15 protein-coding genes are annotated in these 22,985 nt (G+C 37.6%); 9 read left to right on the top strand and 6 right to left on the bottom strand.

All coding sequences use genetic code 11. The annotated features are described in order from the left end of the window. Positions 1 to 853 precede the first annotated feature (853 nt). The 3 genes from ASJ81_RS04535 to ASJ81_RS04525 all read right to left on the bottom strand — a co-directional run bounded on the left by ASJ81_RS04535 (position 854) and on the right by ASJ81_RS04525 (position 7,386). On the bottom strand, positions 854 to 2,863 hold the full coding sequence (locus ASJ81_RS04535) for a putative Ig domain-containing protein (RefSeq protein ID WP_095643447.1): 2,010 nt from the start codon (positions 2,861 to 2,863) through the stop codon (positions 854 to 856). A 944-nt stretch (positions 2,864 to 3,807) separates the two neighbouring features. Then, entirely contained in the window at positions 3,808 to 5,286 is a 1,479-nt protein-coding gene (locus ASJ81_RS04530; RefSeq protein ID WP_170943190.1) for a right-handed parallel beta-helix repeat-containing protein, read from the bottom strand. Between the two features lie 915 nt (positions 5,287 to 6,201). Beyond that, complete coding sequence (locus ASJ81_RS04525) at positions 6,202 to 7,386, bottom strand: glycosyltransferase family 4 protein (RefSeq protein ID WP_095643446.1); 1,185 nt, start codon at positions 7,384 to 7,386, stop codon at positions 6,202 to 6,204. A 205-nt stretch (positions 7,387 to 7,591) separates the two neighbouring features. Here ASJ81_RS04525 and ASJ81_RS04520 point away from each other — a divergent pair, with 205 nt between their 5' ends. Beyond that, positions 7,592 to 8,797: a glycosyltransferase gene (locus ASJ81_RS04520; RefSeq protein WP_095643445.1), complete on the top strand. Its 1,206-nt coding sequence runs from the start codon at positions 7,592 to 7,594 to the stop codon at positions 8,795 to 8,797. A 207-nt stretch (positions 8,798 to 9,004) separates the two neighbouring features. On the opposite strand, the gene ASJ81_RS04515 is transcribed toward ASJ81_RS04520, so the two are convergent. From ASJ81_RS04515 to ASJ81_RS04505, 3 genes are all read right to left on the bottom strand, one after another. Next, the gene (locus tag ASJ81_RS04515) at positions 9,005 to 10,990 is read right to left on the bottom strand and encodes a hypothetical protein (RefSeq protein ID WP_095643444.1); all 1,986 of its coding nucleotides are present in this window, start codon (positions 10,988 to 10,990) and stop codon (positions 9,005 to 9,007) included. Between the two features lie 192 nt (positions 10,991 to 11,182). Then, positions 11,183 to 12,199, bottom strand: coding sequence for a glycosyltransferase family 2 protein (locus ASJ81_RS04510; protein ID WP_095643443.1), 1,017 nt, complete (start codon positions 12,197 to 12,199; stop codon positions 11,183 to 11,185). A 22-nt stretch (positions 12,200 to 12,221) separates the two neighbouring features. Then, the gene (locus ASJ81_RS04505) at positions 12,222 to 13,121 is read right to left on the bottom strand and encodes a glycosyltransferase family 2 protein (protein ID WP_095643460.1); all 900 of its coding nucleotides are present in this window, start codon (positions 13,119 to 13,121) and stop codon (positions 12,222 to 12,224) included. A gap of 911 nt (positions 13,122 to 14,032) precedes the next feature. On the opposite strand from ASJ81_RS04505, the gene ASJ81_RS04495 reads away from it, so the two are divergent. From ASJ81_RS04495 to ASJ81_RS04460, 8 genes are all read left to right on the top strand, one after another. Then, positions 14,033 to 14,920, top strand: coding sequence for a DUF1616 domain-containing protein (locus ASJ81_RS04495; protein ID WP_095643441.1), 888 nt, complete (start codon positions 14,033 to 14,035; stop codon positions 14,918 to 14,920). 2 nt (positions 14,921 to 14,922) lie between these two features. Further along, positions 14,923 to 15,765, top strand: coding sequence for a CPBP family intramembrane glutamic endopeptidase (locus ASJ81_RS04490; RefSeq protein WP_095643440.1), 843 nt, complete (start codon positions 14,923 to 14,925; stop codon positions 15,763 to 15,765). An 820-nt stretch (positions 15,766 to 16,585) separates the two neighbouring features. After that, entirely contained in the window at positions 16,586 to 16,843 is a 258-nt protein-coding gene (locus ASJ81_RS22580; protein WP_170943189.1) for a hypothetical protein, read from the top strand. Positions 16,844 to 17,346: 503 nt separating this feature from the next. Further along, complete coding sequence (locus tag ASJ81_RS04480) at positions 17,347 to 18,015, top strand: acyltransferase (RefSeq protein WP_095643438.1); 669 nt, start codon at positions 17,347 to 17,349, stop codon at positions 18,013 to 18,015. Between the two features lie 61 nt (positions 18,016 to 18,076). Next, entirely contained in the window at positions 18,077 to 19,159 is a 1,083-nt protein-coding gene (locus tag ASJ81_RS04475) for a DegT/DnrJ/EryC1/StrS family aminotransferase (protein ID WP_095643437.1), read from the top strand. Between the two features lie 45 nt (positions 19,160 to 19,204). Next, the gene (locus ASJ81_RS04470; RefSeq protein ID WP_095643436.1) at positions 19,205 to 20,140 is read left to right on the top strand and encodes a UDP-N-acetylglucosamine 3-dehydrogenase; all 936 of its coding nucleotides are present in this window, start codon (positions 19,205 to 19,207) and stop codon (positions 20,138 to 20,140) included. Between the two features lie 173 nt (positions 20,141 to 20,313). Continuing rightward, complete coding sequence (locus tag ASJ81_RS04465; protein WP_095643435.1) at positions 20,314 to 21,741, top strand: nucleotide sugar dehydrogenase; 1,428 nt, start codon at positions 20,314 to 20,316, stop codon at positions 21,739 to 21,741. 56 nt (positions 21,742 to 21,797) lie between these two features. Next, positions 21,798 to 22,844 (top strand): polysaccharide deacetylase family protein, encoded by a 1,047-nt coding sequence (locus ASJ81_RS04460; RefSeq protein WP_095643434.1) that lies wholly within the window; start codon positions 21,798 to 21,800, stop codon positions 22,842 to 22,844. Positions 22,845 to 22,985 lie beyond the last annotated feature (141 nt).

The following is a 22,985-nucleotide window of genomic DNA, read 5'->3' as shown; positions in this document are numbered from 1 at the left end:
CCCCTCGTTTTCAGGCCAATTCCTCGAACTCACCTATTACCCCCTGAAACATAGTGAGTAAGCTGATTATTAGACCTTAATGAATTTCTATAGTCAACACTGTAAACTATATCTTGATGTTATAAAAGTATTTGTGCAAACCATATAAATATTTAAGGAGTTGCATAGTGTTAAGGAGAACAAATAAATCTTTGGAGTGAAAAAAGTCAAAATTAGAACATGATTTATTAAAACTACTGAGAAAATAAATTTGTTGAGTAAAATCAAGATCCTCGGTTTTAATAGGATGCTCTCTTTTGATAATATAGTACATAGCTTTGGCAAAGTCAACTTTTTGTTTCACCTTAAAAGAGAGAATTATACATTTTAAAAGACAGTTTTACAGATTGTCAAATATCAAAAATGTATAGATTAAGACTCCATAAAGATAGAAAATTGCCAGGAAATACCCGGAAAATCGAAAAGATTATAGAAGTAAGAAAGGAGTGTAGAAGTTAGGCGTAACTCTCTGACATATCATAAGAGTACTGTCAGATTATGTTACTCCAATATCATTCTTGCAACTCCGTTATAGCTACGTTCTTAAAATATTTTGACCAATTTTCCCAAAAAGAGCTTGTTTTATCCAGTGTATTGATTCCATAAATTTCAATAAACCACGGATAAACACAGATGAATGCAGACAGTTTCAATTTGTGTTTATCCTTGTCCATCTGTAGTTTTTCGTGGGAAGCTTATTGATCAGCGTTAATTTTAAGGTTCGGTCCTATTTCCATAATTTGGAACCGATGCACTAGAGCTAGTTTTACCACAAGCTGCGAGTTTTTTGAGTATACTAGAGCTTATTAAGCATCTATAATTCCTCCAATCTAAGAAATAAATTATTCACATAAAGACCTTCAGGAGAAACTTTGTAAAGATAGCTGTCGCATATGTCAGAGAGATTCAAAGGAGCTTTTTCAACTACGCTTGAGAGATTCAAGGGAGTTTCTTCAATCGCGGTTATTGTTGCAACTTCAGAATCACTGAACATACCGTCACTTACTTCAAAAGATATAGTGTAGAGTCCTTCCTGTCCGTCTGTAGGTGCCCAGCTAAAGACCCCCCTTTCGTCAAAACTTGCACCTTCAGGAAGATCAGATGCTGAAAAGGTAAGGTTGCCTCCATTAATATCAGAAGCTTTCACTGTAAAGTTTAAAGTTTCTCCAATCTTCACTGTGGCATCAGGAACAGATTCAATAACGGGTCCCTGTATGTCGACAGAGAGATCTTCGGAGTATGTGAAGTTATCTTCATCCCCTTCAAGAACTTCCGCCGTAAAGTTAAGATCTTCGTCAGTCTCATTCGTAGCCTCGGAGATCGAACCTACTAGTGAAGACTGCACAGTTTTTACTCGTGAACTCGGTGACAGAGACGCGTATATTGTATTTCCGTATCTTCCTATGTTGATCCTGTTTCCGTTGTTTTCAGGTTCTTTAGAATAATCCGAAGAAACGCACCCGGCATCAATACAGGGAGAATTCACTTTGTCCTTTACCCATTTTCCATTCCAGTGACCTGTAACCGACTGAAGGTGATAATCATGGTTTTTCTGGTTTACAAATAATGGGTTTAAGTAGATGTCAGTTTTCGAGGTGCAGCCTTTATAATTGCCTGCTGCATTGTTGTAGAGGCAGTTATTTTCCAGCACAAAGTTATGGTTCTTGGAGAGGTAATTGATCACTGCATACCCTGTTCCACTTGGGGACTTCGTACGTTTCTGGGTATTTACGATTATGTTGTTACGGACAATGGTTGTGTACTTTGACGAGTAACTTGGAGAGTAAACTTCCGGATACATGTGAATAACAGCAGCATGGTATATACCGTCAAAAACATTATTCTCAATTAAAGTATCATGGAAACCACTAGCTACAATACCTCCGACCCAGGTAATGCTAGGATTGGTACCTGTACTATAGAAGACATTATGATGAATATGGACATTTTTCCCTTTGTCCTTAGTAGCAGAAGAGCTATCATAGTTGAAAATCCAGATACCTGGGCCATAAGTGTTAGATATAGTATTACCATAGATGTCTATATCATCCATAATACCTGCAGATTTTTCGATCTGAACAGCTGATCCACCTGCACTCCAGTGGTAGAAAGAATCGATTACATTATCATGGAATTTTATATGGTTTGAGTTCCAGATTCTAAGACCGCTGTTAGTCCTGCAGGTTATTCTATTGTTCCAGGCTTCAACATTCTGACACTGAATTGCGAACAGACCGTCATGTCCGAGCTTGTAGATCTTGTTGTTATAAAATTGAATATTTTGACCGTATTTTATCCTCAGCCCGTCTCCGAGACCATCGTGCATATACATATTGTATACTTTTACGTTATTACAGTTAGTAAAGTAAATCACATTATAATATCCATCACCTTTAGAAACTTTGGGATTACCGTCATGGTTTCCATTAACCTCGAAACCTCTTATTACAATGTTGCTATTCCCGGAACTGCTCATTTGCTGGATCATAGGTTTCATTGTAACCCAACCTGCGTTATTAGCCAGTTTGATAACAGCATTTGAATCCCCTTCAAGAATAGTATTGCTGCCAATGAGAAGAGTATCATCAATAACATACGTAAAAGGACCTTTAAGGTGGACAGTGGTATATTTGGAGTTACTTGCCACAAACTTAAGGGCCTGGTTTATCTGTACATGATCATCTTTTCCATCGCATTTAAAATCTCCACTCCCATCTCCTGCTACATAAACAGTTGGTGCAGGACTCCGGCATAAAGCAGTAGGAACGTTTGCAAGAATAAGGCAACTTACCAGGAAAAATATCCCTAATTCTCTTTTTAGCATCCATATCACCTGAAATTACTATATAATTTTATTTACTAATTTACAGAGTGAGAACCGGGTAAAAAAGGCTCATTAATCTACAGAAATAAAAATTGTCTATGAAATAGTTAGACAACTTTCTTACTCAGTTCACTGAATGACAGATGGGATTTTTCGAACAGTATCCACTCTCCGACATTCAAGGCTATAGAAATTCTCAGGGAAATTATTCATAGCGGAAGCTACTGAATCCTGTTAGAGGAACAAATAAGAGATCCAGAAAAATCTCCATTTTTTTCAGGCCAATCTATCAAGTTCACCCAAGTCCCCCCATGAAACAGAGTGAATAAACTGAGTATTAGCCATTAATTAAATTTCTATAGTCTACTGTGTAAATTATATCGTAGTGTTATAAAAATATTTGTGTGGTTTTTTTAAATTTTTATCCAGTGTTCAAAATTGTAAGAAAAGTCAATGAATATTTTGGAGAAAAAGAGAAATTAGAAACAGTTTTATTAAAATTTACTGGTGGTCTCAAAAATCTAATACTTCCTATAATTGGAAGGGAAGGACACTTTCAATATAATTGAGATGGAAATTATTCCAAGATTTATGTAGGATTTACTTTCTCGTCAACAAAAGAGTCCAACTATAGAACTAAATGTCATTTTGAGACAACCTGTACCACTATCAATAAAAGATAATATTACATTATATGAACCTATCCCAAAACCAATATAATGCCAGAATAGGAGTTATAATATTGGCAATAATAGGTTAGATAATTTTTTGGGATAGGCTCATTAATAAAAATATATAGAGTCTTTTTCAAATTCCTCCAAATGGAGTTCTCGACGAGTATCTAGTTTCTCCTCCATAACTGCTATAGTACTTATATCAATGATAGTTTATTAACGCAACCTCAAATATCTTGACTTGCGATAAACAATAAACATATCGATGCCTCAGTGTTTTGATTTCGATGCATAGATTGTGTTCCCATACCTTCCGATGTTGATCCTGTTTCCATTGTCCTCAGATTCTTTGGAATAGTCAGAAGACGGATCGCCGGAATCAATACAAGGAGAACTCACTTTATATTTAACCCAGGTTTTCCCGTCCCAACTTCCACCTCTTGATTGAAGATGGTAATCATGGTTTACCTGGTATACAAATAATGGGTTTAAGTAGATATCGGTTTTTGAGGTGCAGTCTTTATAGTTACCTGCTGAGTTCTTGTAAAGGCAGTTATATAGAATTGTAAAGGAGTGTGTTTTAGGCAGATAATTCATAATTCCATATCCTGTCCCACTTGGGGACTTTGTGCGCAGCTTGGTATTCGTGATTATGTTGTTACGGACAATTGTTGTGTATCCGTCACCTTCTGGCACATAGCCTGGAGTGTAACTGTTGATATACATGTTAGCGATTGCAGCGTGATATACTCCGTCAAAGACATTGTTTTCAATGATAGTATCCTCGAATCCACCTGTTATTATGCCACCTACCCAGGTAATGCTAGGATTAGTGCCAGTGTCATAGAAAATATTGTGATTAATATCGACATTTTTCGCCTTGTCTCTGGTAGCAGAAGAATTATCATAGTTGAAAAGCCACATTCCAGGTCCATAGGTGTCATAGATAATATTATCGTAGACCTCTACGTCATCCATAGTGCTTGCAGACTTTTCGATCTGAATGCCCGGTCCACCTGCACTCCAGTGGTAAAAGGAATCGATTACATTATCGTGAAATTTTACGTGGTTTGAGTTCCAGATTCTAAGACCACTGTTAGTCCTGCAAGTTATTCTATTGTTCCAGGCCTCTACATTCTGACACTGAATTGCAAAAAGACCGTCATGTCCGAGCTTATAGATTTTGTTGTTATAAAATTTGATGTTTTCTCCATACTTTATCCTCAACCCGTCTCCATGACCATCGTGCATATACATATTATATACGGTTACGTTCTTGCAGTAGAGGAAGTACATTATATTATAATATCCATCACCTTTAGCGAACTCGGTGTTACCGTCATGGTTTACATTAACCTCGAACCCTCTTATTACAATGTTACTATTTCCGGAACTGCTCATCTGCTGGATCAAAGGTTTCATTGGAACCCAGCCTGCATGATCAACAAGTTTGATAACAGCATTTGAATCCCCTTCAAGAATAGTATTACTGCCGATGAGAAGAGTATCATCAATAACATACGTAAAAGGACCTTTAAGGTGGACAGTGGTATATCCGGAGTTATCGGCCACAAACTTAAGGGCCTGGTTTATCTGTACATGATCATCTTTTCCGTCGCAATTAAAATCCCCACTACCGTCACCTGCAACATAAACAGTTGGTACAGGACTCCGGCATAAAGCAGTAGGAACACTTGCAAGAATAAGGCAACCTACCAGGAAAAGAATTCCTACTTCTTGTTTTAACATCGATATCATCTGAAGGTGATCAGAATAAAATTTATTAATATTTTTTGTAGTTAAATATTTGTAGAGTGACGTATCCACACCTCTGCAAAATTTATAGAAGTTTTTAAAAAACTTAATGTGTTTGCCAGTTTTTCAGATATATTGGCCAAGTTATTGTAAATACTAGATACTTTCAGAACTCACGGCCTTTATAAACACAAATGCATTTCTGAAAGCGTGAAGAGTAAATATGTAAGGACGCTTTTAAAGATAAGGTAACTCACCAATAAAAAGATTCCTGATCTTCGGTATAACATAGAAATTTTTTAGCATAAATCATAACAAAATTAATAATTATCTCTTTTAGATAGATATTTGTCAAGTAACGCCGTTATACAGTTACAAAATTGTTATGGTTTGCTAAAATTCCGCATAAATTTGTTAGTCTTTTGTGTATTTGAGATAAGTTTTGCACATGATATATGGGAACTCAATGGCTGTAGAAAAAAGTAAATTTATTGTATACCCTCGTAAATTGTATGGGTAAAAGTAAATTTCATACACTTACTGAAAACTTAAAATTTAGCCAAGTCAGAAACATACTAAAAAACGCGTTAAACTTATAACCGTATGATAAATTTAGTTATATTTATCTAGTTAAAAAACTCTCCTTTAAGTTGAAGAGAACACGATTTGTCAGTTTCTAATCAACTTCTAGCAATAAAAAGTGAGATCAAGATAATATCAATTGCTTGACTCTTTTACGATAGAGCTATAATAGTTAAACTAACGAAGAAAACTGCAAAGTGAAGATTGGTAGTTTACTCAAGTATGAAAACAGCATAAGTTATAAAATTACCTTCTCCTGCATTTGTTCTATAAAACAAATATGGATAAAGCTGCAGATTTTACTTTTTACATGTTTATAGGTATTGATTAAACGATATCTTTGCATATATCCAGAATTTTTCTTGTAACTCCGTCCCAACTGTGATTCTCAACGACATATCTTCTGCCTCGATCTCCCATAAGGGTTCTGGTACTCTCATCGAGAAGTAATTTTACTACGGCAGTCGCAAGTTCTTCAGGACTCTCAGGAGTTACCGAGAGTCCACCGCCTGAAGCTTCAATTAAGTCTTTAACTCCTGAAATACCACTTGCAACAATAGGCTTCCCACAGGCAAGGTATTCATAAGTTTTCAATGCTGAAAGTCCTATCTTCGAGTTTCTTTCCTTGATGAAAGGTGCAACGCAAACATCGGCTGCATTGATGTAGAAAGGAACCTGTTCATAGGGAATTCTTCCGGTGAAAGTAAATTTATCTGAAAATCCTATCTTAGAAGCTGTTTCCATCAGTTTATCCTTCATAACTCCGTCCCCGACAATAAGAAAATGAACATCCGGACATTTTTCAAGAATTAGAGGAGAAGCATGAATGAGAAATTCAACTCCCTGCCAGGCTGCAAGATGACCTACGAAGCATACGTATTTCTTTGAGCTTTCAAGCTGCAGCTTCGCTCTCATCTGTTCGGATTCTAGAGGCTTGAACACATCAGTATTTGCCCCATTATTAATAACATAGATTTTGCTCTCAGGAATAGAGTATAGTCTCACAAGTTCGTCCCTGAGTTTATCCGTGACAGAGACAATTCTGTCGCAATGCCTGTAGTTAAAATTTTCAGACCGAAGTGCAAGGTAAGAGAAAACTCTATACGCAAAGGACTGTGAATTTGGATCTACCTTTAACTCATCCAAAACTATCCCATTAACTTCTACAATGGAAGGAATTTTTAAAATTTTACATAAAATTATTGGAAAGAACGGAAAAGAGTTCTGGCGAAGATAGAGTACGTCCGGCCTATTTTTTATGCAAGAATAAAGAAGGTAAAAAGAAAGCATGAATTCGTAAGAAGGCTGTACAAGATATTTATTGTCTATTACAGGCACATATTTTATCCCTGAAAGAGAACGGTCTACACTCTTCTGTCCGGGTGCAAACAGGACTATATCAGTATATTTTTTTAAATTTCTTAGAAGCTCAAGAATGTGGATATTCGAACCTGATTTAGTATTAAAAGAGCCGTAATAAACCAGGAAAATGTTATTTACTTTTTTTAACATAATGGTAGCCGGTTACCAGAATAGCGAAAGTAGTTAATTAGTTTATCCCACGACTTTAGTTATTATTTTCATAACCTCAAGAACGATGGTTTAGCATACAGTTTAAGGACAGAAATTAAACACATTTTGGAGAGAAGTATTTATAGGATTAACTCCCTCCTCTGTCTGCTTTTGATGCATCCGAAGCGAAAACGAGCAAAAGATTATGAAAGTACTGGAAGCATGTCAGGAATTTCCTAACAGGTATTATCCTCAACTTGGAACATTCATAAAACAGAGTATAGATTCAATTGTAAATCAGGGAGTAGATGTTACTGTTATTTCCCCAAAACCCTTTGTCCTTCCTGTTTCTGTATTTCCATATTATAACTTTTTTAAACTACCAAAGATTGAGCATACCAAAAAATATGACCTTCATTATCCACGCTATGTTTATGCAGTTCCCAAAAAATATTTTTATCCAATAACAGGGTTCTCATACTCTCACTTTGTTTTTGAATACGCGATCAAAAATATAAAGCCCCAGCCAGACCTGATCCATGCACACTTTTCATATCCTGACGGATATGGAATGATGAAGCTTGCAAAGAGATGGAAAGTTCCTCTTGTAATAAGTGCGCTGGGTACAATAGAAAGAAAAACTGCTTATGAAGGCTCCTATACATCTAGACAGATTATAGAGGCAATGAATTTTGCAGATAAAATTCTTTCTGTCAGTGAAGACCTCAAGCTTCACATAACAAATCTGGGAATAAACGAAGAGAAAGTTCATGTGGTTCCAAACGGAGTTGATACAGCAAAGTTCAAACCTGCAGGAAAAGCACATGCAAGGGATCTTTTAAATCTACCGCAGGATAAAAATATTGTTCTCTTTGTTGGAGCACTTAGGAAAATAAAAGGTGTGGACTACCTGATTGAAGCTGCAAAAGATTTTGTGAACACGAACACCGATCTTTTTATGGTAGGCAGGGACGACGGTTTAAGAAAAAGTCTGGAAAAAAGAGCGCAAGAGCTCAAAATTGCAGATCACATTAGATTCACTGGGCCCGTAGACCATGAAAAGATCCCGCTCTGGATTTCAGCTTCTGACATCCTCGTATTACCTTCTCTTTCTGAGGGTAGACCAAATGTAGTACTCGAAGCCCTTGCTTGTGAGGTACCGGTCGTGGCAACCAATGTAGGTGGGATACCTGAGATCATGATCGATGGGGAAACAGGCTACCTGGTGCCTTCAAAAAATCCTATAGAGATATCCAGAAAAATTAATAAATTGCTTGAGAATAAAAGCCAGAGAGAAAATATGGGGAAGCTAGGGCGTAAAAGCATAATTCAGAGAGGACTGACCTGGGAATCCCATGCAAAAAAGACTGTGGATATATACTCAGAACTTTTGGAGAAAGCTTCAAGATAAAAACAAAAAAACAGTACATAAACATTAAATGTACGGGAAAAACAGGTGCATAAAACTCTTTTTTTATTTTAATTTTTTATGCTTCTCAAATTAAGTGAATAACAGATAAAAACTCGTAAAAATTTTTACTCACGTACAATACCTGCTGTACTTTTTCATCTAGAAGTAAAATAAGGTTGAGGAAAAAGGAATCTTAAAAAATAAATTTCAGAGATTATTTAATCCCTGATGTGGAATATAAATGTTTATCGACGGATTTGAATAAATTTTGTCAAGACCTTTGAGGTTGCTCTCTAGCTCAAGCTCGTTTTCGGGTATCCCCTGATAGAAATAATTGGCAGTATCTTTCAGGGTGCTTTCCTCACTGCCAAAATATAATCCACTCCTGAGAAACTCCCTGGTTCTTAGAACTACATAACCTTTGTACTCTGGCAGTTTATTTACATTACCAATTCTGTAATTATCGTAAGATGAGATATTCAACTCCGCAGATTTCGAAGGTATCAGCGGGACATAAAAGAATCTTGAAGCGTAATAATCGGTGTAAACAGACTTAGTTGAGGAATTGACAGGAACATACTTGAAAACATGATTAAACCCACTTAACTCTTCGGAAGTAAAGTATTCATGTTTTGCTTCTTGACCAAGAAAACTCGAATCTGAAATACTGTAGACCGAAGAAACTAAAATAAAAATAGAGAATAATAAGGTCACTAATAGAGCGGAGTTCGATTTCTTAGAATACTTAACCATATAATTCCAGAATATGTACAATCCGTATCCCATTATGAAAGCCATAAAGGGACTGACGAAAAGCATAAATCGATCAACTCTAAAGAGGACCTTGAACTGCCAGATCGTATTCAGGGGATTGGGAACATAAAATATAAGAGTTAACAAAGCAAATAACCCTAGAACGGCAGCATAATTCTTCTTGTAATTTTTCAGAAGAAAACCTATTCCTATCAAGGTAAAGAATAAAAATACCGATTTATCCAGAAGCCCTATTAAATCAATCAAGCTTTCCTGAAGAACTTCTGAACCTCCGGCAGTTAAAACTACAGAATCCAAAAACTGACTCTGTAAACGGGGAGCCAGGCTCCTCTGTACAAACACATATGCTACGAAGAACCAGTAAGCGGAAAAAATAACATTAAGCAATATAAAGAAGGGTTTGCTGATATAGCTATTATTTCCTATTACATATTCCGATGCAAGAAGAATAATTAGCAATAGAACAAGCTGTGGAAGGGAAACATTGTGAACTAAAGTTAAAAAAACTGCAACAATTACTGAGAGAGTTTTTAAGGATAGTTTATCCTTTTTGAAATTGACACTGTAAATCAGATACAATAATACAACGAACATTATGAATGCCATTGTGCGGGTGATTACGTTTGTACCATAATAAAGCACGGTAGAACTTGCGGAGAACAGTACACACGAGAGGAGTGAGATCTGCCTGTTGTTTGTTATATAGTTAATAAGGTAATAAAGGAAAATAATAGTTATTGCATAGACAGGTGCAGTTACCAGAAAAAGTGAGTTCTTTACGCTTATATTCAAGATCTCAGCAGCTTCTGCAATAAACACGTGATAAAGAGGGAAGTAAGCGTAATCGCTTAAGGAGGTAGGAATTGTTTTCCCGGTCAGTGCAGTGACTTCCGAAATAAAAATATGGGGCAGAATGTCTGTGGTACCGACATAGAAATCATAATTTAAAGTCACACTGAATATTAAATTAAGCGCGATTAAGACAGATTCAGCCAGAACAAGGGAAGGGTTTACGTCTTCAGAGAAAATTTGGAAGAATACAGACAGATAAAGTCCTAAAATAAAGAAGAAATAGTACAGAGGTCTGCTTCCTGGAGACAGCATAAGTACAACTAGGGAACCAATATAAAATGTCCCAAAAAGGTACGTAAGGGACTTTGTACTCAATGATGGGAAGATATCTATATCATGTAAACTTACATCTTTTTTGTAAATAAATAATACGAAAAGACAGGAAAGTATTGCAGGTACTCCTGTAAATAGCCCCCGAAGTGCATAACCGAACTTTTCGGTTGCAAACATCCATAAGAACGCGAATATTACTGCGAAAATGATAGCTAACGGAAACAGAAAAGAAATTAATCTCATTAAACGGTTATTATCTAATCCGGGTCCTGCTTCTTTGCTTAATCCCAACATACTATCTCCATGTCGTTAAATAATCATAATTTCATGAGTTCAGTAAACCTGGTATCCAAAAAGCTGTGTTTCAAAACCAATGAGAGTTCATCAGGGCTTTATTGATTAAGAATATTTTGCCCTGAAAAGCCTCCCATATACTCAAGTTTTTCGGTTGCTTTTTTACTATATGAACGAATAAGTCTGTAATCGTTAAACATTATCCGAGCAGGAACGTGTTTTTGAGATAAGAGGAGAATTTGTAAAGCTGTACAAAAATCCTAGCCCATAAGCGATGTGTTGCACAGGAATTATAAAAAGGGCAAAAAGACCGTATTTTGATTTCATTTTGTAGGCAACCTGAATTGAGGTAACAAAGACAAGAATAAAATACACGGCCGTAAGTGCAAGAAGAAGCAGGCTTGGAGTAGAGTACTTTATAGAAGCAATAAGCAAAGCAACTGCAAACACGATGGCAATTGAAGGCAAAAAAGCATACCAACGAACAAATTCTCCATGTTTTTTGAAAAGTTCTGCCATCCACATGCCATATTTAAACATCCTTACGGAAAAGGACTTGAGAGTTCCTCTTCTATGGTGCAGAACCTGCGCATTCGGGATATACAAAAATTTGTTACCTTTCTTACCAATTCTGTAGTTAAGATCTCCGTCCTGACCTACCACAAACCGCTCATCAAAACCTCCAACTTCCTGAATTGCAGCTTTTTTGTACATTGCATTACAGTTAGGAAGAGAGCCAACATAATGTTTTTTTGTGGAGTTTTTGGACTGAGCCGAGCCTCCTGACCCCAAGAAAGATTCCTGGGCATAACCCACCACCCTGCCAAATACAGGATCAGTGTCAAAGATCAGGTTCGGGCCTCCAAAACACACAACTTCCTCTGGAGAGGCTTGCATTTCACGAACAAGAGTTTTCAACCACAGAGGATCGACCTTACAATCTCCGTCAGTAAAAGCAACAAGTTCTCCCCTGGCATTCTTCACACCAAGGTTTCTTGCCGCAGCTACATTCTTTCTTTCATTTAAAAGAAGCTTGATAGGATATTTCTGTACTATATCGCGTGTTTTGTCGGTGGACATGCCATCAACGATAATAATTTCATAAGAATCTTTCGGGTAGTCTAGATTAAGAAGTGACTCAATACATTCTTCAATGAATTTTTCTTCGTTACGAATACCTACTATGACTGAAACGAAAGGGAATCTCATACAAATTGACCCCGTTTTAACATTATTGTTTTCGGATATGCTCATTTAAAAATATCATCCTTGAAATGGCATGCAGTATTATTCCAGTAAACACCATGAAGGCTCCTATAACCGTCAGCATTACCATAAGGAGTGTTGGCCCGAAGCGCAAGGATCCTCCCAGAAGAAAGTCCTGTAAAAATATCAGTCCCATAAGAAAGCCTGTAGATGTCATAATCAGGCCAGGAACGGAGAAATAATACAGAGGCCGTCTGTACTCCATATCTTTAAGGATGCGGAATAGGACTCTGGGTCCATGTATGAAAGGATGCTCACTTGAGCAGTCCTCAAGATCATACCTGCAATGGATTTCCACTTCAGTAAACTTCAGTTTGTAATCTTTGGCCTGAATCAGAATTTCAGAGCCCGCAGACATATCTGTACCATTTAAATTTATATTTTCGATAGCTTTTTTTCCATAAGCTCTAAAGCCGCTCTGAGAATCGGTTACATTCAGACCGCCTGCAATATAAGTTGCGATATCAAGGACTTTCATCCCGAATTTGCGGTAAACAGGAACATTTTTACCGTTGCCATTGACAAATCTTGAGCCAATTACCAGATCAAAACCATTTTTTAAGGGTTCAAGAAGCTTGGGAATTTCGGAGGGGTCATGTTGACCGTCAGAGTCAATTATGACCATAGCATTTGCATCGAGCTTACGGGCGGTTTCAAAACAGTTCCTGAGGGCTGCTCCATATCCCTTATTTATTTCATGACGAACTACATAGGCGCCAAGAGATTCGGCGATATCGACAGTATCATCGGTACTTCCATCATCTACAACTACTACTCTGTCGACGTATTTTTTGCAACCCTTGATAACATCTGCAATGGCATGGGCTTCGTTATAGGCAGGCATGGCTGCAATCGTAATGGCCATATGCAATCATCTACCTCTTTGAAGATAAAGGTAAGAAGTCTCCTTGGTAACATAGTTTATTATAGAAGAATCAGTAAAAATTCCAAATTCTGCAAATATATTTTTCAGAGTCATCGCTCCACAATTTTTAGAGGGTTTCAAAAGGTCTTTTACGACTACGTTTACAGAGAATCAGTTAGGGAAATTGTTCTCCTCTTTTTACCTAAAAGAAGGAACATAAATACTCCGTAAGTGAGTCACAGCGTTTAATACAAGACCTGTATCTGTTTTAATAGATGAGCTATATAAGCGTTTAGACACAAAAAATAATTAGTCAGTAACTCCGATGACGAAAAACAGTTAAATCTATATGAAGTGCCTGTTAATCGGAATAATGGCTTAAAAGGCACCAATTATTTACTGGTGTGAGAGAATAATAAAAGAAAAAATTACACAGATATAAGAACTCAAGGACTTCCTTGTATATGTCAGTGTTCATAACCCTTCAGACTAAACACCTGCGGACTCAACCCCGAAAATGCATTTAAAAAATTAAAGAGATGGGGCCTCAAAAGACTAAAACTTCTTTAAAAGAAATAGACAAAAAGGGAAAAGTATTTTAAATAAAACTCAGGAAAAGGGAAAGATATTTTATATAACTAAGTAATTGAGTAGATCGGGTTAAAACATTCTTGAAAACGAATATAATTCAGGAAATATATTCTGCTAAATCAGAAGAAAACCGAGATTAAAACTCGGAAAACTTTCACCTTTCCGGCGCACCTCTTCGCAGTTGAAGATTAAAAGTCGGTGAGAGGAAATCGGAAGGTTTCCGAAAAACCTCATAGGGAACAAAGAAATTGGCAGATTAGCCCGAATAACAAAAAGGCTGGGAAGCCAAAAAAACATAAAACCGTTTTATGAGGAGTTATATGGCCGGAAACCAGAAGTTCCCATCTGACCTGTTGTTAGTAGCAGGCCTTGTAATTCTTATGGACATTTTCGTATTAATTCCTGTACTTAGCGGAAGTATTATTCGCACAGCTCTTGGTCTACCCCTAATACTCTTCCTTCCAGGGTACGCTCTCATAGCTATGCTTTTTCCGGAAAAAAGCGAACTTGAAGGGATGGAGAGAATAGCTCTTTCTGTTGCAATGAGCGTCTCAGTTGTGCCTTTGATAGGGCTTGCACTCAATTATACCCCCTGGGAAATCAAGGAGATGCCTCTCATTACAAGTGTCTCCATATTTACCCTAATTGTGTTGGCAATAGCATACGTTAGAAGAAACTATCTACCTGCAGACAGAAAATTTGATGTCCCTTTCAGGGCTCTTACCCTAACCCTGCTATTAGGAATTACGGGAAAAACGGAATCAAAGACTGAAAAAAACCTCAGGATAATTCTAATTCTTTCTTTCCTTATCTTGATAGGAACTGGAGTTTACGTCATTCTGGTACCTCAGGATAAAGAAACATATACGGAGTTCTATGTCCTTGGAACCAACGGGACGGCTAACAACTATAAAACAGATTATATACAGGGAGAAAGCGGGACCTACTTTATAGGAATAACAAATAATGAGTATAGAACAATGGACTATACAATGGAAGTAAGACTCGAAAATCAATCGCTGCCCCTTCCGGAAAATCTGCAGCATATAAGGCTTGCCAATAATAAAACCCTGGTAGAGCCTCTTGAGATTACGCCTTCTGTTGAAGGAGAGAATATGAAGCTTGAGTTCCTGCTCTTCAATGAAACTGAAAAGAATATACCTTACAAAGATCTGCACCTCTGGATAAACGTTGGAGAGGAGGTGTGAGGATGGGAGAATTTGAGAGTGCTAACGTGGAGACTCCGGGAGGCATAAAAACGGAGATGTCTGAGGATCTGAAGGAAAAAACACCTGAGATAGAAAACAAATGGGTTTATCTATCAATCCCGATTGTAACTATCGCTCTTGCTGAACTGATGATATATTCGGGAAGAAAACTCGAAGCTATGGGAATATATGCATTAGTTCTGCTCGGGCTTTCCTTATCCATAATATATATAAAAAACAAGGATATTCAGAAAACCTATCAGAGTTTTCTCCTTCTACCGCTCCTGCGTCTGGTGGATTTTTCAATGCCTATTTTCTATGAAGAGAAACTTTACAACCTTATTTTCATATACTGTCTTATGGCAATTCCGGTAAGCATTGCAGCTATTAATCAGGAGTTTACTAGCACGCAGCTTGGAGTGACTTTCAAAAAAATAGGGTTATATATTCCGTTATCAGTATTCATGGGCCTTTTATTAGGAGCAGGAGAATATATCATAGTCGGAAAAAATCCTCTTATTCAGGATCTTTCAATCCTTAACCTCCTGAGTCTCACCATAATTATGGTCCTTCTTGTGAGCCCTATAGAGGAGATGATCTTCCGATCAATCCTGCAGAATCGATTAGAGACAGTATTAGGCGGCCGGAAAGCGCTAATAGTTACAAGTATTTTATTCGGGCTAATGCATTCAGGATATGGGAGCGTTTACGAGATATTTTATATAACTTTAGTAGGTGCTGTTATAGGCTACCTGTTTTACGGAACCCGAAGCCTACCGCTTGTTGCATTAATTCATGGGTTTATGAATGTATTCTTTTTCGGGATTATTCCCCTTCTCCTTTAACTCTCTATGTCCATTAACGTGTTCCGAAAAAGAAAAAGTAGCTTAATCAAAGAAAATTAAACCAAAAGCGAAAGCCCGATATAGTCGGGAACTTTTTTCTGGACTATTCTCGATAATATAGTCAGAAAAACTCACTCATGTTTCTATAATAATGGAAATACAGAATAAAGTAAACATTAACAGTTCCCCATGCTTTTCGCATTTTTCATATTTTTCATATTTTTCATATTTTCCAGAATTAACCAGAGAGTTGATATATAAAATGTATTTCACTATAATAAAAAATCAAAGCTGCGCTGGCGCACCCCGCTGCAAGCAACGGGGTATGTTCGCGCCACCGCTCAAAATTCCGTTAAAGGAAGTAATAACCCCAAACTGTTTGGTTTGATCAGAAGTTAACAACCGAAAATGAAATTGATAAATAATATAGTCATCAACGGTTACCGGGGAAGTTTCCATCCCCGCAGCAAGCTAGCGGGGTATTCGACTGAAATAAATGAAACTCATCAACTGCCAAGTATAATTGAAATTGCCTTCTATAACAGAAATTGAGTCAGTTACGATTTTTAAAAAGCATTATTAAAAAAGCATTATTAAAAAAGCATTATTAAAAAAGCATTATTAAATAAAGTGTTATTATGTTTAGAAGTTACTTCTTGAGACAAGACCCCTATTACTTGCCTATAATTCAGTTCTCATGGAAACAGAGTGGAGTGAAAATGTCAGTACACTGTAAAGCCGCAAAACTTTGTTGAGATAGAAATCGAGCGGACACTTGGACAGCCGCCCGCTGAAAATTCATTGAAATAGTGCAACAACCTTGAAGAGAATGATTGCACCAAAGGAAAACATCAGTGGAATAATTCCCATATTCAAAGAAACCTTTACCGTACTTCCCCAATGTTTCGATGCAGGAAGGAAGTCCCTGAGCAAAAGCAATAAAAGTAAAACTGCCGCAGCCACAGATGCGCCTTCAGGAATTCCCGGTGTTACGGTAGTTACTGAGAGCATGCCTGAAGAAACGGAGTTAGACGTGATTAAACTTGTAAGAATAGTCAGCACTCCTCGAGTTGATTAGCATATTACAGGAACAATACGCGATAAGATATAAAAATCCTCCTCATACAAATTGATAAACATCAGGAGAGAAAGGATTAAACTCGAATTTTAGAAAAAAGTAGGAAGTTCCCTTAATAGATAACGAAAATACTGTAAGTTTGAGTTCGCAACCAAAGAATCAAAATTATATTGTAAAGTTATAGACGCAAAATATAAATTAAATAATTCTTGAAAAGATAGAAGAGAAGAGTAGAAAAATAAACAAAATCATTAAATAATTAAAAAATCCTCTAAAATAAAAACTAAGGATAGTTAGAAAAAATCAAGAAATGAAGATGGAAAAAGTAATAGCAATATCTTGGGTTTGTCCTGAGAGGTTTACTTAGCCCGGTTATCGGGAAGATAAAAAATGAAAAACTATGAAATGAAAAGCTATGTAAAACTACAAAAAGTAAGCGGATGTTTTTATGCTCCAACAGAAAGTTTATCTGGTTAACAAACACCAGAAAAACGGGGGGAACAATGAACTCGACTGAATTTAAGATTCACAATTCTTCTAAAATATATGGAACCTCTGTAATTGGGAAAGACACGGTAATAATGGAAAATGTGATTCTAGGATACCCTGAACACAGAATTCTGATGGAAATCCTGAAGCAAAACATAGAAATTGAAAACTTTGATTTTCCAGGGTGTACGATAGGCTCGAACTCAATGGTAAGGGCTGGATCAACGATATTTTCCAACGTAAAAACCGGAAAAAACTTCAAAACCGGGCATAACGTAATGATTAGAGAAAATACAGAAATTGGAAATAATGTTCTTATTGGAACTAATGTTATTATAGACGGAAACGTGAAAATAGGAAATAACGTAAGTATCCAGGGAAATGTCTACATTCCAACCAATGTTGTTATCGAGGACAATGTATTTATTGGGCCCTGTGCTGTTCTGGCTAACGATAAATATCCAATTCGAAAGAAATACGAATTGAAGGGTCCTTTCTTGAGAAAAGGCGCATCTATAGGTGCAAACGCTACCCTGCTTCCTGATGTTGAAATAGGCGAGGGAGCAATGGTTGCAGGAGGAGCACTCGTTACAAAAAATGTTCCCGCCTGGAAACTTGCAATTGGAGTGCCTGCCAGAATACAAGAACTTCCAAAAGATTTAAAGGAATTGAATCAAATATAAACTTGTAAAAATCAAGCTAAGTAAGATTAGTTTTATCAAGATTATTAAAAGAGGTTCCAAAATGATCCCAATTGCCAAGCCCCTTATGGGTAAGGAAGAGATTGATGCAGTGACAGAGGTCCTGAGGTCAGGTATGATTGCACAGGGTCCAAAAGTCGAAGAGTTTGAACTTGCTTTTTCTGAATACATTGGTTGTGAGTATGGAGTTGCTGTGAACTCTGGAACTGCAGCTTTACACATTGCGCTTCTTGCCCATGGTATAGGAAAAGGTGATGAAGTGATTACAAGTCCCTTCAGTTTTATTGCAACAGCAAACAGCATCCTTTATACCGGGGCAAAACCTGTTTTTGCAGATATTGATTTAGACACATACAATATGGACCCTGAAAATATTAAGGAGAAAATAACTCCAAAAACCAGGGCTATTTTGCCTGTTCATCTTTATGGACACCCTGCAGATATGAAAGCGATAATGGAAATTGCAGATGATAATAAGCTCATTGTAATTGAGGATGCCTGCCAATCACACGGCGCAGAATACCTTGGAAAAAAAGTGGGTAGCTTCGGAACAGGGGCATTCAGCTTTTATCCTACTAAAAATATGACAACCAGCGAAGGTGGAATGCTCACTACAGATGAGAAGGAAATTGCAGAGAAGGCAAAGATGATTCGGGCCCATGGCTCAAAAGTTCGATATCTGCATGAAATGCTAGGTTTCAACCTGCGCATGACTGATATTGCAGCTGCAATCGGACTTGTACAACTTGGAAAACTGGATGGATTTACCTCAACCAGACAAAAGAACGCAGAGATTCTTTCAGCAGGGTTAAAGAACATACCCGAAATTGTGCTACCTGTAACAAAAGCCGAATGTACCCATGTATTCCACCAATATACGGTCAGAGCAGAAAAGAGGGACCAATTGGCAACTTTCCTGAAAGAAAAAGAAATAGGAACAGGAGTTCACTATCCTATATCCATTCACAAGCAGCCTTTCTACAGGGAACTTGGATACACGGATTCCTTACCGGTCTCGGAAAAAGCAGCGGAAGAAGTATTATCTCTCCCTGTGCACCCTTCATTATCCAGAATCGATTTGCAGAACATAATCGAAGCGACCAAAGAATTTTATGCAAAGGACTGATCATTTTTCCAGCCACTGCATTCTCATAACCAGGAAGTGAGATTTTTGATAAGAGTAGGAGTAATAGGTACAGGTGCTATGGGACAGAACCATGTAAGAATTTATAGTGAAATGAATAACGTAGAGCTTGCCGGAATCTCGGATGTAGACCAGAAGCGTGTAGAAGCAATGGCTACGCAATTCAAGACAAAAGCCTTTACAGATTATAAAAAAATGTTAGCAGAAGGACTTGACGCGGTAAGTGTTGTTGTACCTACTAAACTGCATAAGCAAGTTGTACTTGATGCTCTTGAGGCAGGCATAAATGTCCTTGTAGAAAAGCCGATTGCAGACACAACTGAAAATGCGGACTTGATGATAGCAGCCGCACAAAACGCGGGAAAAATCCTTATGGTTGGACACATCGAACGTTTTAACCCTGCAGTCATAAAACTCAAAGAAATTATAAACTCAGGCACTTTGGGAAAAATAGTCTCGATCTCAACCAAACGAGTAGGGCCCTATAACCCGAGAATAAGAGACGTGGGAGTAATCCTGGATATTGGTGTCCATGACATAGATGTAATTTCATATCTTTACGGCAAGAAAATAAATAGTGTTTATGCTATTGCAGGTGCAGACATTCACTCATTTGAAGATCATGCCTCAATTATTCTGCGTATGGACCATAATTTTGCAGGGGTTGTGGAAACAAACTGGCTGACTCCACACAAGATCAGGCAGCTAACAGCAATAGGAGTTAAGGGGGTTGCCTATCTGGACTACATTAATCAAACAGTACAGCTACACGATAACGAATGGATAAGAAAAGCCAAAGTAGAACATAGTGAACCTCTGAAAAATGAACTCACATATTTCATAGATTGCGCTGCAAATGGTAAAAGCCCTAACCCCTGTGGAGAAGACGGAAAACACGCCCTTGAAGTGGCAATGGCAGCTATAAAGTCCTACGAGGAAGGAAGATTAATTGAAGTAGGATAATAAGCCGGAAAAAGATCTGAAGAAATAATGTCTTAAAGAATCTAGAGAAGTAATATCTTAAAAGATCTGAAGAAATAATATCTAAAAGCTCAAAGAAGTAATATCTTAAAAACTTTGAAAAAAACAAAAGGATTTGAAAAAAAATCTAAAAAACAATTTGGAAAGTGATGAATATGAGTAAATTAGAAAAACTTATCGCTGACAGAGGCCCAATAAAAAAAATAGGAGTACTTGGAATGGGCTACGTAGGTATTCCTTCAGCCGTTCTTTTCGCAGATGCCCCATGTTTTACTAAAGTTCTTGGTTTCCAGCGTAATTCAAAAAGCTCAAGTTACAAGATTGATATGCTCAACCGTGGAGAGAGTCCTCTCAAAGGAGAAGAACCCGGTCTGGAAGACCTCATTAGCAAAGTTGTAAAAGCCGGCAAGTTTGAATGCACTCCCGACTTTTCAAGAATATCAGAACTTGACGCCGTCACTCTTGCAATCCAAACTCCTTTTGCAAATCCTAAAGATTTGGAACCTGACTTTTCCGCACTTATTGAGGGTATCAGAAACGTAGGAAAATACCTGAGACCAGGAATACTCGTCGTTCTTGAGTCCACAATTACTCCTGGCACAACCGAAGGTATGGCAAAAAAGATTCTTGAGGAAGAATCAGGCCTGAAAGCCGGAGAAGACTTTGCCCTTGCCCATGCACCTGAAAGAGTAATGGTGGGCAGGCTTTTGAAGAACATCAGAGAACATGATAGAATCGTGGGTGGTATAAACGAAGCAAGTACCAGGCGGGCTATTGAGCTCTATTCCCCTGTATTAACTGCGGGGAAAGTAATTCCTATGAGTGCAACTGCAGCTGAGGTAACGAAAACTGCAGAGAACACTTTCCGTGATCTCCAGATTGCAGCAATCAACCAACTTGCTCTTTACTGTGAAGCCATGGGCATAAACGTGTACGATGTAAGGACTGGTGTAGACAGTCTAAAAGGAGAAGGTATTACAAGAGCTATACTCTGGCCAGGAGCAGGCGTTGGAGGTCACTGCCTTACCAAGGATACGTACCACTTGGAGAGAGGAGTTAAGATCGGTAATGGGCAGCTTGACTATCCAGAAGGTGCAGACTCAATCTACGTGCTCGCAAGAAAAGTAAATGATTTCATGCCTGTCCACATGTACAACCTGACTATTGCAGCCCTTATGAGGATTGGAAAAGAGATGAAAGGCTCAAAGATTGCAATGCTCGGCTGGGCTTTCATCCGAGACTCGGATGATGCGAGGAATACGCCTTCAGAACCTTATAGAGACCTCTGCCTTAAGGAAGGTGCGACAGTTAATGTGCATGACCCTTATGTCGTGAACTATCCAGGAACTGAGATCTCGGATAATCTTGAAAATGTTGTCAGAAACGCGGATGCTGTGGTTATTCTTGCAGGGCATAGTGTATACTCTGATATAAAGGCCGATTGGGTAAAGAGAATTACAGGCAAGGAAAACCCAGTTATTGTGGATGGAAGAAATATAGTTGAACCAGATGAATTTATTCGCAAGGGCTTTGTCTATAAGGGGATTGGAAGAGGCGATAAAAACGAACATTTATTAATGTAAACTAAGATTTCTTTGAAAAACTACTTCAGACTTTAAAATCTGGAAAAGGAAGAGAAATGATCGAGAAATTGAAACAAAACGATGAACTCTGGGATCTGTTTAGCAAAAAAGAAGAATACAATTTGACCTTTTCTGACCAGCATGATAGGTTTCCTTACTATCTAAGTAGCCAGAGGAATGTTTTTGATCCCAGAGTTTCCAGGTTTCTAGTAGAAAAGGGATTACACCCTGAGTATCCAGACGGAAAAAAATTTGCAGTCTGCCTTACTCATGATATTGATGTGATATATCCGGAAAAGTTCTACCCGATCATTGGAACTGCCAAAGCCTTTGCTAAAGGGAACTTAACAGATGCTATAAAGACCCCCTTTTGTAGAATTTGCAAGAAGTTTAACCCTTGCTGGAATTTTAGAGAAATAATGGAGCTGGAGGCAAAATATAATGCAAAATCCAGCTTTTATTTTCTGGCCTTGAGGCCTGGAGAGAAAGACTTCAACTATGAAATAGAGGATCTTGAGGCCGAATTGAAGTTTATATCCTCTCAGGGATGGGAAGTAGGATTACATGGAGGGCACAAATCCTACAGCAGCCTGGAAGATATAAAAGAAAAAAAGCAGAGACTTGAAAAAGTATTAGGCAAAGAAGTTATAGGGTACAGAAATCACTATTTAAAGTTTAAAGTACCGGACACATGGGAATTATTAAGCAAAGCAAACTTTAAGTATGATACGACATTCGGGTACCCAGATTGTGCAGGCTTTAGAAACGGTATGTGTCATCCCTTCAGGCCTTATAATATAAATACCGGAAAACAAATCGATATCATAGAGCTCCCTCTCATAGTTATGGACCGGACTTTATTTAGAGACTACATGAGACTTGACGTTAAAAAGGCCTGGGAACTAACAAAAAGTCTTGTTGATAAGGTTGAACAGTATAATGGTGTGATCACGATTCTATGGCACAATAACACATCTATTGAAGGAAAAGGCCTTAAATATTACGAAAAATTCCTCAAATATGTTTCCAGTAAAAAAGCCTGGATTACAAGTGGAAAGGAAATATATAACTGGTGGTCTACCAATATTGAACCGCGGTATTGAAAAAACCAGGTATAAGATAGGGGTCAGTTAATAATCGTCAGAGGCACTAAGATAGATTAATTTCTTACATGTATGATAAATTGATTAAATTAACACTTATCAAATTAACACTTATCAAATTAACACTTATCAAATTAACAC

Source organism: Methanosarcina spelaei, assembly GCF_002287235.1.
In the GTDB taxonomy this organism is placed as follows: Archaea; Halobacteriota; Methanosarcinia; order Methanosarcinales; family Methanosarcinaceae; genus Methanosarcina; species Methanosarcina spelaei.
Note: the sequence above shows the minus strand (reverse complement) of the source record. Positions and strands in the feature narration are given on the sequence as shown.